The following is a 14,352-nucleotide window of genomic DNA, read 5'->3' as shown; positions in this document are numbered from 1 at the left end:
GGAGGACGTCATCATGAAACGCACATTCGACTTCACGGTTAGTCTTATCGCTATCTTGATCCTGATTCCCGTCTACGCCCTCGTCGCCTTAGTCATCTATACGAAGCTCGGTCGTCCGATTTTCTTCAATCAAGTCCGCCCAGGTTACAAGGGGGAGTTGTTCAAAATCTACAAATTCCGCACGATGACGAACGAAACGGATGCTGAGGGAAAACTTCTCCCGGATGCAGACCGGATTCCCGCATCACTCGAGTGGATTCGTCGCTTAAGCCTTGATGAGATTCCGCAGTTCTTTAACATTCTCCGCGGTCAGATGAGCTTCGTCGGGCCGCGTCCGTTACTCGTCAGTTATTTGAACCACTATACGAAGGAGCAGATGACACGGCATGATGTCCTTCCTGGTCTGACGGGCTGGGCGCAGATTCATGGACGGAACGCGACGACGTGGCAACAACGACTCGAGCAAGATCAATGGTACGCAGCGAATCAGACATTCCGACTCGATCTCTATATCTTGTTCAAGACGTTCAAAATGGTCATCTCGTCAGAGGGGAACTCGACGGCTCATCAGACTGGAATGGGTGAGTTCAAGGGTCTCGACGGAGGTGTTCCCCATGATGTCGTTAAGCGATGAACGGTTGATCCGGGATCCGCGCGAATGGGATGCACTCGTTGCGACCTATCAGCTCGATTGTTATTACGAACATGCTTACTTCGAACTCGCGAAGGAACACGACGAGATTCCTGAGTTATTTTATTATCCGACGGAGTTTGGGACGTTGATCTATCCGTACTTGCGGCGACGGATTCCAGGCACACTCTTTGAAGATATCACGACACCTTACGGCTACGGTGGTCCTTCCTTCAAAGGCATCTGGTCACTCGATCAGATTCGCGAAGCGCGCGAGCGATTCGAACGCTATTGCAATGAGACGGGAATCGTCACAGAGACGGTTCGCTTCCATCCACTCTTGCACAATCAAGAACTGGGTCAGTACTGGTGCCATCAAACGGAGATCCTGCAGCCGACCGTGACACTGGAACTAACGGACCCGTTCGAGATGATCGAAAGCGACTTTTCGCAAATGACGCGACGCAACATCCGGAAGGCGCGTCGCGAAGGCGTCACGATTCGTCTGGGACGCCCGGAAGAATACCGGGACTTCGCGCGTCTCTATCAGATGACGATGGACAAACATCAAGCCGATGCCCGGTATTACTTTGATCAGACCTACTTCGATCACTTCGCGGACGGACGAATCAAAAATGTCCTGTTGCTTGCTGAACATGACGGACGGATCATCGCCGGATGTATCGTCTTGACTGGTCGCCAGTTCGCGCATTATCACCTCGGTGCGTCTGATCCCGCATCGTTAGCACTTCGACCCAACCACCTATTATTCGCGGAGATGATTCGTTGGGCAAAACAAGCCGGTTTTCAAGCGCTTCATCTTGGTGGAGGCACGACACGATCGAATACGGATAGCTTGCTTGCCTACAAACGATCCTTTAGTGCGAATCAAACGTTTTTTGGACTCGGTACGTCGATTCTGGATGCCACGATCTATGAGCGTCTAACGCGACAATTCGAACGACAACATCCGGAAACTCAAATGGGTCACTGGTTCCCGCTCTACCGAACACCGATTCGTCATCTGTCACCTCGAAGGGAGGAAACATCATGAAACACATCCCACTCTCCATCCCGCATTTAAGTGGTCAGGAAGCCCGTTACGTCAACGAGGCACTCGAGACGAACTGGGTCGCCCCTCTTGGACCAAATGTCGATGCCTTTGAACGAGATATGCAAGCATACACGGGAGCTGGTGCAACGCTTGCGACGAGCAGTGGGACAGCAGCGATTCATCTGGCGCTCGCGACACTTGGTGTCACGACGGGGGATGATGTCTTCTGTCAGTCCTTGACGTTCATTGCCTCGACGAATCCGATTCGGTATGTCGGAGCGCGACCTGTATTGATCGACTCGGAAGAAGAGACCTGGAACATGTCGCCCGTCGCACTCCGTCGGGCCTTGATCCAGGCGGCAACGCGTGGTCGACTTCCGAAGGCTGTCATCGTCGTTCATCTGTACGGTGTCGCCGCGCGAATCGAGGAGATTGCTGCGATCTGTGAAGAGTACGATGTTCCGTTGATCGAGGATGCTGCAGAATCACTCGGGACTCGTGTCAACGGGCGGATGACCGGAACGTTCGGAACGTTCGGTATCTATTCGTTCAATGGCAACAAAATCATCACGACGTCAGGCGGCGGGATGCTCGTCGCAAATGATCCGGCTCTGATTGAACGTGCCTTTTATCTCGGAACACAGGCGCGACAGCAGGTCTTGCATTATGAGCATACGGAAGTCGGCTACAATTACCGAATGAGTAATGTCGCTGCTGGGATCGGACGGGGACAGCTTGAGGTTCTCGATCAACGCGTCGATGCACGGCGGAAAATTTTTGATCGCTACGACCGTGCCTTTGCCCCGGACGGCGTCACGTCGCAAGTCGAGCAGCCTGGAACGTTCGCCAACCGCTGGCTCAGTGCCTTTCTTTTACCGGGTGGTCAAGCGCAACGCGATGCGATGATTCAGACACTGCAACAAGCGAATGCCGAGTCTCGCCCGGTCTGGAAACCGATGCACTTACAACCCGTCTATCGCGACGTACCATTCGTCACAGCAGAAGGGGTTGACGTCAGCCGTCGCTTGTTTGAAGACGGTATCTGCCTTCCGTCTGCTTCACAAATGACGTTCACTGAACAAGCCGTCGTCATCCGAAACGTTCGTCATGCTTTACAGACGACCGTACGCAGGAACGTCCAGTCATGAATATATGGGAAGGGGACATCGTCATGCGCGATATGGAGGAAGCGATCCAAGCACTCCGTCTCGCTGCGAACGGGAAGAATGAATTGACGGCCAATACCTATTTCCGCTGGCAACTCCACACCACTCATCCAAGCGTCGCGGAAATCCTGATGATGTTTGGATCGTGGCAAATCGCCTTGGAACGAGCAGGCATCGGGCATGCCCGCTTGACGTTCACGAAATCGGAAATCATTGACGCCTTGCGTCAGGCACGGGAGGAACTCCATCCTTTCACGAGTGCGACGTACCGCGAATGGGCACAACAGAAACAAGCACCAAGCCTGACGGATATCGTCCATCAATTCAACTCGTGGCAGCAGGCATTGTCAGAAGCGGATATCTTAAAGGAACGCGTCCAGGAAATGGAACAACGGATCATCGAGTCATTACTGGAAGCGCAAGGGGTCTTGCCGGTCTTGACGAGTCAGACCTACACGAAGTGGGCGGCTGGTCAAAATCGTCCGACTGTCGCAACGATTGCCCGCCGGTACGGCTCTTGGTCAAACGCACTTGAAATCATCGGCATCGAATTCCCGCGTAAACGCTGGCGGGAAGAAGAAGTGCTCGAAGTACTTGCTGAAGCCGCACAAGAGACGGAGCATCTGACGATCGCAAGTTATCAACGGTTCAGTATCGGACGTGATGCGCCAAGCATCGGAGTCATCACTGCCTTGTTTGGTAGCTGGCGCAATGCTTTACTGGTACTCGAAGCACAACGACCGTCCTGAATTGAAATTGAAGAAAAGGAGAATGGGTGATGAAGAAATGGAAATGGATCGTACTGACACTTACGGGGATTTGCCTGCTCCTTCTCTTTAGTTCAGGCGGATATGTGTATCATAAAGCGAGTCAGACGCTCAAAGAAGTTCAGGTACCGGTCAAAGCAAGCGTTGAGACGGAAAAAGCCGTCGAGCAGAAAAAAGGACTCTCGTTTCTCTTACTCGGCGTCGATCAACGAAAAAATGAGACAGGACGGAGTGATACGATCATCGTCGTGACGATTGATCCGAAAACGAATACCAGTCAGATGATCAGCATCCCGCGCGACTTAAAGACAGACATCATCGGCAATGGTTCGAATGATAAAATCAACCATGCCTATGCCTTCGGTGGTCCACAGATGGCGCTTGATACGGTCAGTCATCTGTTAAAGATCCAGATCGACTATTTCGCTGAGATCAATCTAGCGGGCTTTACGGATCTCGTCAATGCGGTGGATGGGGTCAGAGTCAAGAACGATATCAATTTTTCGTACTATGAGATGCAGTTCCCAAAAGGAGAACTATCATTGAACGGGAAGGAAGCACTCGCCTATGCCCGTATGCGGCACGATGATCCACGTGGGGACTTCGGACGACAAATCCGCCAACGGCAAGTCGTTCAGGCAGTCGCTGATAAGATGACAGAAGACTTCTCGATTCGTCGTTTCAACGCTATCCTCGATGCCCTCGGGAAAAACGTCAAGACGAACGTACCATTTTCCGTTGCCCGGACGGTCGCGACGGACTACCGGGATGCCTTACGCAACGTCAAGACCTTGTCGCTTGACGGATCAGGAGGCATCGAATCGGACGGCATCTATTACTGGCATCCGACGGATAAGTCGTTAAAAGAAGTTCAAGCTCAACTGCAGGAAGCGCTCAAATGATTGGAATGGAGAGGAAATTGCGATATCAGGACTGATTGATAACGAAACGAACGCTACTCTCATCCGCGCTTTCCTCAGGCGGGAAATCAGCCGCGGCAACCAACATTTCATGCTGTTTGCCAGGTCTGATTCATCCCTGACGAAAGTACCAATGGCACTTTCTTTTCCTGTAGGAGTCGCGGATGAACGATAGCGTTCTCCATCAATCAAAAAAGATGTCCATCTCCGATTCATAACCGAAAATGGACATCTTTTTTGATGAATCGATTAGCATGTCACGACGAGCGGATCGTCCGAAGCATCGAGAATTTCATCATCGTATAGAGGAAATAGACGACAGTCAGAACGGCAGCCCCACTCCATAACCATTGATATGCAGAACTAAAGTAGCCGAATCGAAGACCGATCAATGCCGGTACGATCAATGTCAACCAGCTTAATACGAGGGCGACGCGGGCAGTGATCGCGTCAATCGGACGATTCATTCCCATCCCGAGGAAAAACAGGCTCCAGAGCAATACCCAGAACAACCATGTCACCCCGCCGATGATGTCTGCTGTCGTGAAGCTGACGAATGCATAAAACAAAGCGGCGATTGCAACGAACAAGGAAAACCAACCGACACCGCTTCCGTCGAGGTTAAATAAGAACGTGATCCCGACATAAACATACGTAAAGGCAAACAGATAAATACTCGCGTACCCGAACGTCAATGCCGGATCACCTGCAGCACCGATGACGAGATACGTTGCGATGAACGTTTGCAGTAGACCCGTGATGAGACTGAAGACACCAGCGCTACGGAGATCGACTTTTCCGAACAAGGTCAAACTATTTAAAAAGAGCGCAACGCCCCCAAATAATAAACTGACATTTCCCACGTAAAAACTCTCCTTCATTAAGACGTCAGACGTCTGATTCTAATTTCAACTCTAAGATGAATTCGTTTTCAGCGCAAGTATAATTTGAAAAAAAAAGAAAACAGTCTGGCTCCCGAAACGGAAAACCAGACTGTTGATGAGTCGATTATTGATTTAAGACGGAGCGAAGTGTCGTCTCGGTTTGGGACAACGTTCCTTTCAGTGTGACGAGACCATATCGTGTCGATCCTTTTTTGATGAAGAAGACACGTGTGTAACCAGATTCCGGTGTGTAACCAGTCTTGCTCGCATAAACACGTGTATCTCCTGGAAGCGACGTATTCGTATGATACCACGTCAATGTCCGTGCATACGGTCCTTTAACGGTCGTCTGATACGACTTGCGTCCACTGATCGTCATCAAGGCGCTGTACTTCGCATATGTATTCGCGAGTTTTTGCATATCAGCAGCTGTCGTGTAATGACTTGGATGATAGAAGCCGTGTGGGTTCATGAAATGGCTTGCACTCATCCCGATTGAACGGGCGCGGTTATTCATGTACGAGACGAACTTCGATTCAGAACCTGCTGTCCGGACGGCGATCGCTTTTGCTGCATCGTTGCCAGAGCGGATCAGCATCCCGTTCAAGAGTTGGCGCATCGTCACTTTGTCGCCAACACGGAAACCCGCTACGCTACTGCCAGCAGGGACAGATAACATCGCAGACGTCAGGGTGAACGTTTGATCGAGTGTACCTTTACGCGCTGCTTCGTCATAAGCGACGATCCCCGTCAATAGTTTCGTTGTACTCGCTGGGTAACGGCGAACGAAACTTTCTTTCGTCAATTGATAACTTGACGATCCAAGCTTAAAATACCGCATCGACGCAACAGGATAACTACCACTCGATGGTTTTGGACTGCTCGTCGTCACTTTTCTAGCAACTTGGTTCGACACATAGTAGTAATTGGTCGTACCTTTGACCTTATACCAACCGTTCGAATACGAAACCGCATTGAACTTCGAGTTGTAAGGTGCGAGTCGCTTGATATTCTTTGACGATGCCGTGCTTGGGGATGTTCGGACGTTCGCTCCAGCTTTCGAGTAGACGACGATTTTGTACGTCTTCACTGAGCTACTCGATACTTTTTGAGCGACCTGGTTCGATAGATAACGATATGTACCTCCGTCCTTGATCTTGTACCAGCCATTCGTATACGAGACGGCTGTGAATTTTGCCTTGTACGCAGCACGTCTTACAATCGTTGCGGACGAGGCGGTACTCGGCTTCGAGCGGATGTTCGCTCCAATCGTCGAAGTGACGACGACTTGGTAACTGGCTGCCTGAGCCGGAATGGCGGGAAGGCACAAAGCGAACAATAATAAGAGCGTAAGACTAGTACGGAGCAAGCGCTTCATAAAAACTCATTCCCTCCTTGTTCAAATATGGTTTTATCATAAAACAAAAAAAGGAAATTCACTTCTTTTCAAAAAAAGGAATTTGATGCCTGTAAAGGGCTGTTTCTCATCTTTTCGTGTCAATTAACGTATCATAGGGAATGTAAGCAACAGTCGAAAAGGAGGAGTTCATATGAAATTAGCCGTCATTGGTTTAGGGGACATCGCTCAAAAAGCCTATTTACCGGTCTATGCTGAACGATCTGATATCGAGGTATATTTGATTTCACGAGATGAAGAGAAAGCAAAACGATTGCAAGCAGACTATCGCTTTGCGAGGACATACGCGACGTTTACTGATGCTGTACAGGAAGGGATCGACGCGGTCATGATCCATTCAGCGACAGTCGTCCATGCCGAGCAAGCGCGACAAGCGCTAGAAGCAGGAATCGCCGTCTACGTTGATAAACCAGTCTCGATGGAAATTGAAGAAATTCGTGAACTGACTCGTCTATCGGAAGAGAAGCAGTTACCGTTCATCACGGGATTCAATCGTCGCTTTGCGTCAGCACACCAGCGCTTACTTGAAGTGAACGATCCGAATCTCGTCCTCATGCAAAAGAATCGGACGTCGTTCATCGAAGACGCCAAGCCATTTCTGTTCGATGATTTCATCCATGTCGCGGATACGCTTCGCTTTTTGACGGGACGTGGTGAGATTGAAGACTTACACGTCAAGAGTAAGCAAGACGAAAGCGGGCTACATCACGTGACGATTCAATTCGTCTCAAACGGCATCACGGCAATCGGTGTCATGAACCGCGATAACGGTATGACGGAAGAACGCGTCGAAGTGATGGGACCGGAGGAAAAACGGGTCGCAACCGACGTGACGACACTCGATCAATTGACGAAGCAAGGAACGCTCCGGTATCCGCTCGATAACTGGGAAGCGACATTAAAGCGACGCGGGTTCGTCGATATGTTAGACGCGTTCCTTCGGACGATCAAAGGGGAACATTCCGAATCGGTCGTAGCGTCTGATAGCCTCGCGACACATGAATTATGCCAACAGGTGTATGAACACGTTCAAGCTGCGCGCTGAGTAGGAATCGTCAAAAATGCCGCTTCACTCGAGGATATTCTCTCAAGTGGAGCGGCATTTTAGCGTTTACTTCTTTGATAGTTGTTTGAGTTGATAAATCCGCTTACCGCTCGGTCCTTCGAACGTCACACGAAGTGTCGAGCGGGCGAAGCGGTAACTGACTTGTCCTTCGGATAAGTTAATACGAGCAGAGAAATCCGGTTCAAAACGAATGATCTCTTCGTCGTTTCGCAGTGCGTCCGGGAGACCGAACTGCTCAAAGCGAATCATCGCGATGAATGTGTCCTGCTCGTCAAAAGACACATGAATACGTCCGGTTCCGTCGAACGGCTCGTCTTCGAGTATACTTCGTTCGACTTCATACGTACCTTCGAACTGTTTGACTTGCTTCAACATCTCTTTTGCACTGAGGGCAATGGCTTCTGCCCTTTTTCGAACAGGATGATCCGTTGTGAGTTGAAGACGTTCGATTGCTTCCGCTGTTTTTAAGACATCACGCAGTTGATAACCAGCAAGCTGTCGTTCAAGCTGAACCATCAGCTGAGCAGCCGGTTCATCGATATCTTGTTCCGATCGTTCGACGGCACGGGTGTAGGTTTGCTGCTCGAGCTGTTCTTGAATCCTAGATGTTTCTGGCGAACACGCCATCAGAAGACAAAGAGGCAGACAAAGGAGCACTCGTTTCATGAAGTCACCTCCGTTCGATTAACATCAATGATTTGAAGATGATCCGTATGCACTTTCAGACGATAATGGACGCGATACGTCACAGGCTCTGAACCGTTTGCTGTCGCAATTTGGTACGTTTCTTGTGTACGTAAATGATACGTAACTCCCTTTGACGTGAATTTTTGGAATGTCACGGCGAGAACACTTGGAGCGACAGAGGCATCAACGGCATTCGTTATACGATGGAGATGCTTAAACTCTGATTCAAAGACGTTCAAAGTCGTGAACTGGATCGCAGAAAACGTCTCGATGGAATCGTATTTCTTCGAGAATGTCGCAAGCTCCGGAATCGTCCGAGTATATTGACGGACGAAGCGAAGGACATCATAGGACGTTGGAGGACGGTCTTTCGAGTATGTTTGATTGTACGCTGTTTGTTCATCGGACCATTCCGAAAGCGCGAGTGCTTCGACACTAGGTGTCGGACCCGCTTCAGGGGAAACGGGATCTTGTAGCGAATACCACAGGAAACCGGCTCCTCCGACGAGAAAGAGCAAAAGGCAGGTACTGATGAGCCAAGTCCGTGAAGTGGACGAAGTGGGTGGTTCGGCGAGTTGTTCTTTCTTGATAACAGGATGTTGGCAATGCGAACAAGTCGTATCGTGTTGACGAAGTGGTGTTCCACATAACGAACAGCGTTCCATGGGATAAGACCTCCTGTGTATGTAAAATGAAATGTCAGATAAGGGAATGGTAATTTGAAATTAGTATCATCGTAACATTAATTGGAAACGCAATCAAAACTTGATATGAGATTTTTGAAGGGAGAGCTTACAGATGGAACGTCACTTGATTTTAATGGATGCGTTCAAAGGTAGTATTTCTTCGAAGGAGGCAGCAGAAGCCGTCACGTCCGGAATACTGGCACATGATCCAACCGCGATCATCGATTCCTCACCTGTCGCGGACGGTGGGGAAGGAACGCTTGAAGTCTATCTCGCGCTTGGATATGAGGAAAAGACGACCATGACGATTGATCTAGCAGGTCGTCCGTGTGAAGTGCAGTATGCCGTAAAAGATTCAGACGCCGTCATCGAAGTCGCGCGTATTTGTGGACTGCCGATGCGACAAAGCGGAGATAATCCTGTTCGAGTGAATACGCGTGGCGTCGGGCGTTTGATGGAACAGTTACGCAATCAAGGAATAACACGTATCCGACTGGCGTTAGGGGGGACAGGTACGACGGATGGGGGACTTGGTTTACTCGCGGAAGTCGGTTGTCGTCTTCAAGATGCCTCGGGTAAGCCGATTTTGTTTTGTACAAATCCGTTACTTGAGACGCAAGCCATTCATTGTTCAACGTATCCGGTTCAGCTGGAAGCCCTCGTAGATGTGACAGCTCCCTATCATGGTCTAGATGGTCCGGCTTATCTGTTTGGTCCACAAAAAGGACTGCTTCCGGATGACATCATAAAACTCGATCAACAACTCGAACAGATTGGAAAGTTACTTGGATTAGAGGGCGTCAAAGGAGCAGGGGCAGCCGGCGGACTCGGTGGAGCCGTGTATGCGCTTGGTGGACGAATCGTTCCGGGCGCATCGACGATCTTGCAACACCTTCGTGTAGCAGAGCGGATGCAACAAGCGGATTATGTCTGGACAGGGGAAGGACGGGTCGATCGTCAAAGCCAAATCGGAAAGTTGCCAGGTGAGGTCACGCGGATGGCGAGAACAGCTGGCGTTCCTTGTCTGATCCTTGCAGGAATCGTCGAAGAAAACATCCCGCAGGCACTTGATTGTCGATCGATTCATGTCGATCAGCCGATCACACTCGACCCGGAACAGACGAAAACGCGCCTACAGGAGCAAACACGTAAGTGGCTCGAGGAACTTTCACTGAAACAGGGATGAAGTCGGAAAAGTTTGGGTAAATAACTGTATATTGCCATACTTTTAGAGAAAGTAGGTCATCCTATGATCAATCAATCGATCCAATTATCGTTTCGCCAAGTCCGAGCGCTTGTCGAACATACTTTGCTGTTATTCAAAGAGCTCGATCAACAATTAGCGAACCGTGGATACGAACCAGTCCTACCGGATGTCGTCCAAACGGAACATGGTTTGAGCATCCATCAGACGAAAGAGAGTGCTGAGTCACTCGTTCCACATTTCCTAACGCGGACGTATGTCCGACAACAGGAAAAAACGAACCAACATGGATTACTGATCTCTGTTCAATATACGCATCCTCTCCATGAACGATTCGATCCCGTCGTCCTCGTCGGCGATGTGACGTTCAAGCAGGCGAAGCATGCCCACAAAATCTTGAGTGAGAAACCGTGGCTCCTGAAGTATGCTGCCTTTGAATCGACGATTGCGCAAGAGTTCGTTGCCGATGGTACACGATACACGACGCAACCGATTGAAGAAATCGAAGAGCTGATCGTCTGGGGGCATCCGTTCACAGAAATGCGCGATATCGATGATGTCAAACGATTGGCGGAAGAAATGATCAGTCGTCATCTTGAGCCGGGGACAACATAAAAACAAGCTTTCGTCCTTCGTACGAGAAGGACGGAAGCTTGTTTGTTAGACTTGAACGAGCAATCGTTCGATCGCTGCCGTCAAATCCGTCGGGTTCGTTTTTGGAGAGAACCGCGTCACTTCTCCATCACGAGTCACGAGGAATTTCGTGAAATTCCACTCGATGTCTGTTGTACCGTCCGTCGTCGGTGCTTGTGCTTTCAGTTCTTCGAATAACGGATGTGCTTGCTCACCGTTGACATCGATTTTTGAGAAAACGGGGAACGTCACGCCGTAGTTGACTTGGCAGAACGACTGAATCTCCTCGTCCGTTCCGGGGTCTTGGTTCGCGAACTGATTACATGGGAAACCAAGTACGGTCAATCCTTGCGAACGATAGTCTTGATGCAATTGCTCGAGTCCTTCGAACTGTGGCGTCAAGCCGCATTTACTGGCTGTATTAACGATCAGCCATGCTTGAGCTGGGTAGTCACTTAAGGATGCCGACGTTCCGTCGACGCGTTGAAATGAATGATCTTGTAACATATCAATTCCCCCTTTTTAAGTACTTCTCTAGTGTAACAAATCCGTTTTCCTGTCGTCTGCTATCATTACTTGCGTGATGACAGAAACATCACAATCAAGTATCAACGACGCATTTGATGTCAATCTTTGTTACGATGAAAAGGAATATGGAAGGAAAGGAGAGATGCCACATGAGAAAAATGTTGAAACAATCGCGGTTCGTCATGATCGCGACGCTTTGTCTCGTCCTCGTCGGAAGTTGTATTACCTTACTGACGCTTGGATTCGAACGCGATATTGTGATTCTTGTTTCTGGAGTGGTTGCCCTATGGGTGACGATGCTAGCTCCTTTGACGGTCCATGCCAAAATGAATCAGCAATCATAATTCTGATTTGCTTATGAAACCGCAGAGCGATTCGATCTAAAAAGGAGCTCCTCCATTTTAGATGAAAGAATCGATTTCTGTGGTTTTTTTTCTTCTATAGCATAGAGTCAAAAAACACTATTTTTCGAAAGTAAGTCATTAAAAAATCAGACTATTTTTTTTTCATTTTTTCTATTTACATCCTTAAAAAATCGGAGTAATATCCATCTCATCAACGAACACTAACATGTTAATGCTTCGATCTCAAAGTACGCCGAATTCATGATTGAAGCGGGGGACCCAATCGTCACGACACGTGACACGGGGTGAATCCTTTCCGAACGGGAAAGGTAGGGCGAAATCCTAGGTATGCCCGAATCCGACAGCTAACCTCGCAGGCGTTTTTAGGAGGGAACGACTCTTTTTCAGTATGCCAAGTTATAAAGGCGATGCTGGGGCCGTTTTTCGCCTCACATCGTCTTTTTGTCGTGCTTAATTGTAAAAATATTGAATAATATGGGGGTAATTTCATAATGGGAGAACTATGGAGTATCGTACTGCTCGTCTTCTTCTTCGGTACGACGTTCGGAATGATTCGACTGATCGAACGTGTCCAGTGGAGAGCAGGTGACCGGAAATGACGTGGTTTTTACTAGCAATGGGATGTCTCGTCTTTTTGTATCTCGGTTATTGTCTGATCTATCCAGAAAAATTCTAATCGCATAGGGAGAAAAGAAAAACATGTGGACTCAATTCCTGATCCAATTTTGGATCCTACTCGTCATTGCACTTTGTGCAGCGGTCTTGCTCGGTCGCTACATCGGGATGTACTTTGCACCAATCGCAGAGCGTCGGGTCGATACAATCGGTAAGGTCGAACGACGCCTTCTATCGTTACTCGGTGTCGATGAAAAGAAACAAGATCAATCGTGGGTCGGCTATTCAAAAAGTCTATTAGTCGTCAATCTACTGTTTTTCATCGGTGGGTATTTGTTGCTTCGCTTTCAAGAAAGTCTACCGCTCAATCCGAACGGCGCCGCTAATCTTGACTGGTCGACAGCGCTCCATACGACGATCAGCTTCATGACGAACACCGATCAACAACACTATTCGGGTGAAGCTTTATCGTATCTCTCACAAACGTTCGTCCTCGGAACGATGTTATTCGTTGCACCGACGATGGCATTCACGGTCTGTATCGCTGTCATCCGTGGTCTTGCGAATAAACCGCTCGGTAACTTCTACGCCGACTTCGTTCGCTTCATCTTCCGCATCCTGCTTCCGATTTCATTGTTCTTCGGGATGTTGATGATTTTACTCGGCGTACCACAGACGTTTAGTGGCGCAATCAGCGTCACGACGCTTGAAGGGGCGAAGCAGTTGATTTACCGTGGACCGGTCGCAGCGTTTGAGGTCATCAAACAGCTTGGTAACAACGGCGGTGGTTTCTTCGGAGCAAACGGAGCACATCCGTTTGAAAATCCGAATCAGTTCGTCAACTTCATCCAGATGTTCTTGATGTTATTGATTCCAATGTCACTTCCTGTCGCGTATGGAAAAATCATCGGTTCTGCGAAACAGGGGCGGCTTTTCCTCGGTGTCATGACGATTTTATTTATCATGATGACGTTCGGAATGGCAGGTAGCCTGTTTGCGAACCCGACCGCACATGGTCAGGAATTACGCTTCGGTCAAGTCGGTACAGCGCTCTATAGCTCGATTACGACAGCAGCCGAGACGGGTGCAGTCAACGCGATGCATGACTCGCTCCATCCGCTTGCTGGATTGATCCAGCTCGGAAACATGATGCTCAACGTCGTGTACGGCGGTGCCGGCGCTGGATTCTTGAATGTCTTGCTTTATGCTTTCGTTGCAGTCTTCCTGACAGGTCTCTTGATCGGTCGGACACCAACGTTCCTTGGTAAGAAAATCGAGACGTTCGAAGTGAAGATGATCGCTATCGCACTTCTCGTGCCACCATTCTTGATTCTCGTCGGAACAGCGATCTCCATGTACGTTGCACCAGGCGTCGCTGGCATCTCGAATCCAGGCTATCACGGGCTATCACAAGTCTTGTACGAATTCACGTCGGCGACAGCCAATAATGGTTCCGGATTTGAAGGGCTCGGGGACGCGAATGTCTACTGGAACGTCTCGACATCGTTTGCGTTATTTTTCGGACGTTACATCCCATTGATTTTAATGCTTGCGATCGTTGGTTCGCTGAAGGCGAAGCCATCCGTGCCGCAAGATGAGTTCTCATTCAAAACAGACACACCACTCTTCGGAACAGTCTTCCTCGGTACGGTCGTACTCGTCGGTGCATTGACATTCTTGCCAGTGCTCGTACTTGGACCGGTCGCGGACTGGCTGACGATGTGAACAG

General features: G+C 49.3%; 16 protein-coding genes and 1 riboswitch. Of the genes, 11 read left to right on the top strand and 5 right to left on the bottom strand.

From position 1 onward, the window contains the following. Positions 1-13 precede the first annotated feature (13 nt). Genes B3S86_RS11620 through B3S86_RS11600 form a run of 5 tightly spaced genes read left to right on the top strand, consistent with a single transcriptional unit; the run spans position 14 to position 4,520 of the window. Positions 14-634 (top strand): sugar transferase, encoded by a 621-nt coding sequence (locus tag B3S86_RS11620; protein WP_290752713.1) that lies wholly within the window; start codon positions 14-16, stop codon positions 632-634. Continuing rightward, positions 615-1,685 (top strand): lipid II:glycine glycyltransferase FemX, encoded by a 1,071-nt coding sequence (locus tag B3S86_RS11615; RefSeq protein ID WP_290752710.1) that lies wholly within the window; start codon positions 615-617, stop codon positions 1,683-1,685. Before B3S86_RS11620 ends, B3S86_RS11615 begins: the two co-directional genes overlap by 20 nt. Continuing rightward, entirely contained in the window at positions 1,682-2,833 is a 1,152-nt protein-coding gene (locus B3S86_RS11610) for an aminotransferase class I/II-fold pyridoxal phosphate-dependent enzyme (protein ID WP_290752707.1), read from the top strand. Before B3S86_RS11615 ends, B3S86_RS11610 begins: the two co-directional genes overlap by 4 nt. Next, positions 2,830-3,600, top strand: coding sequence for a hypothetical protein (locus tag B3S86_RS11605; RefSeq protein ID WP_290752704.1), 771 nt, complete (start codon positions 2,830-2,832; stop codon positions 3,598-3,600). Before B3S86_RS11610 ends, B3S86_RS11605 begins: the two co-directional genes overlap by 4 nt. Positions 3,601-3,629: 29 nt before the next feature. Next, positions 3,630-4,520: an LCP family protein gene (locus B3S86_RS11600; RefSeq protein ID WP_290752701.1), complete on the top strand. Its 891-nt coding sequence runs from the start codon at positions 3,630-3,632 to the stop codon at positions 4,518-4,520. A 275-nt stretch (positions 4,521-4,795) separates the two neighbouring features. Here the strand turns inward: B3S86_RS11600 and B3S86_RS11595 are convergent, their stop codons facing one another. Together B3S86_RS11595 and B3S86_RS11590 are read right to left on the bottom strand one after the other, a co-directional pair. Beyond that, positions 4,796-5,401: an AmiS/UreI family transporter gene (locus tag B3S86_RS11595; protein ID WP_290752698.1), complete on the bottom strand. Its 606-nt coding sequence runs from the start codon at positions 5,399-5,401 to the stop codon at positions 4,796-4,798. A gap of 145 nt (positions 5,402-5,546) precedes the next feature. Next, positions 5,547-6,800, bottom strand: a complete 1,254-nt coding sequence (locus B3S86_RS11590; RefSeq protein ID WP_035410361.1) for an SH3 domain-containing protein — start codon at positions 6,798-6,800, stop codon at positions 5,547-5,549. Positions 6,801-6,972: 172 nt separating this feature from the next. Between B3S86_RS11590 and B3S86_RS11585 the strand changes: the two genes are divergently transcribed. Continuing rightward, positions 6,973-7,884: a Gfo/Idh/MocA family protein gene (locus B3S86_RS11585; protein WP_290752693.1), complete on the top strand. Its 912-nt coding sequence runs from the start codon at positions 6,973-6,975 to the stop codon at positions 7,882-7,884. Between the two features lie 66 nt (positions 7,885-7,950). On the opposite strand, the gene B3S86_RS11580 is transcribed toward B3S86_RS11585, so the two are convergent. Both B3S86_RS11580 and B3S86_RS11575 read right to left on the bottom strand, forming a co-directional pair. Next, positions 7,951-8,571, bottom strand: coding sequence for a hypothetical protein (locus tag B3S86_RS11580; protein ID WP_290752690.1), 621 nt, complete (start codon positions 8,569-8,571; stop codon positions 7,951-7,953). Continuing rightward, on the bottom strand, positions 8,568-9,257 hold the full coding sequence (locus B3S86_RS11575) for a hypothetical protein (RefSeq protein WP_290752687.1): 690 nt from the start codon (positions 9,255-9,257) through the stop codon (positions 8,568-8,570). The genes B3S86_RS11580 and B3S86_RS11575 overlap by 4 nt, the downstream gene beginning before the upstream one ends. 133 nt (positions 9,258-9,390) lie before the next feature. Between B3S86_RS11575 and B3S86_RS11570 the strand changes: the two genes are divergently transcribed. Next, a complete protein-coding gene (locus B3S86_RS11570; protein WP_290752684.1) occupies positions 9,391-10,464 on the top strand; it encodes a glycerate kinase in 1,074 nt (357 codons plus the stop codon). 63 nt (positions 10,465-10,527) lie between these two features. Then, the gene (locus B3S86_RS11565; RefSeq protein ID WP_214852305.1) at positions 10,528-11,097 is read left to right on the top strand and encodes a hypothetical protein; all 570 of its coding nucleotides are present in this window, start codon (positions 10,528-10,530) and stop codon (positions 11,095-11,097) included. Between the two features lie 45 nt (positions 11,098-11,142). Here B3S86_RS11565 and B3S86_RS11560 read toward each other — a convergent pair whose 3' ends face one another. Further along, entirely contained in the window at positions 11,143-11,622 is a 480-nt protein-coding gene (locus B3S86_RS11560; protein WP_035410348.1) for a glutathione peroxidase, read from the bottom strand. Between the two features lie 170 nt (positions 11,623-11,792). Here B3S86_RS11560 and B3S86_RS11555 point away from each other — a divergent pair, with 170 nt between their 5' ends. The 3 genes from B3S86_RS11555 (at position 11,793) to kdpA (ending at position 14,348) form a co-directional block, all read left to right on the top strand. Then, complete coding sequence (locus tag B3S86_RS11555) at positions 11,793-11,987, top strand: hypothetical protein (protein ID WP_023469379.1); 195 nt, start codon at positions 11,793-11,795, stop codon at positions 11,985-11,987. 241 nt (positions 11,988-12,228) lie between these two features. Further along, a riboswitch (cyclic di-AMP (ydaO/yuaA leader) is annotated at positions 12,229-12,382 on the top strand. A 221-nt stretch (positions 12,383-12,603) separates the two neighbouring features. Next, positions 12,604-12,684, top strand: coding sequence for a potassium-transporting ATPase subunit F (locus tag B3S86_RS15415; RefSeq protein ID WP_081780413.1), 81 nt, complete (start codon positions 12,604-12,606; stop codon positions 12,682-12,684). Between the two features lie 23 nt (positions 12,685-12,707). Next, a complete protein-coding gene (gene kdpA / locus B3S86_RS11550; RefSeq protein ID WP_290752677.1) occupies positions 12,708-14,348 on the top strand; it encodes a potassium-transporting ATPase subunit KdpA in 1,641 nt (546 codons plus the stop codon). Positions 14,349-14,352 lie beyond the last annotated feature (4 nt).

Source organism: Exiguobacterium sp. UBA3968 (genome assembly GCF_002385115.1).
Taxonomy (GTDB): domain Bacteria; phylum Bacillota; class Bacilli; order Exiguobacteriales; family Exiguobacteriaceae; genus Exiguobacterium_A.
Note: the sequence above shows the minus strand (reverse complement) of the source record. Positions and strands in the feature narration are given on the sequence as shown.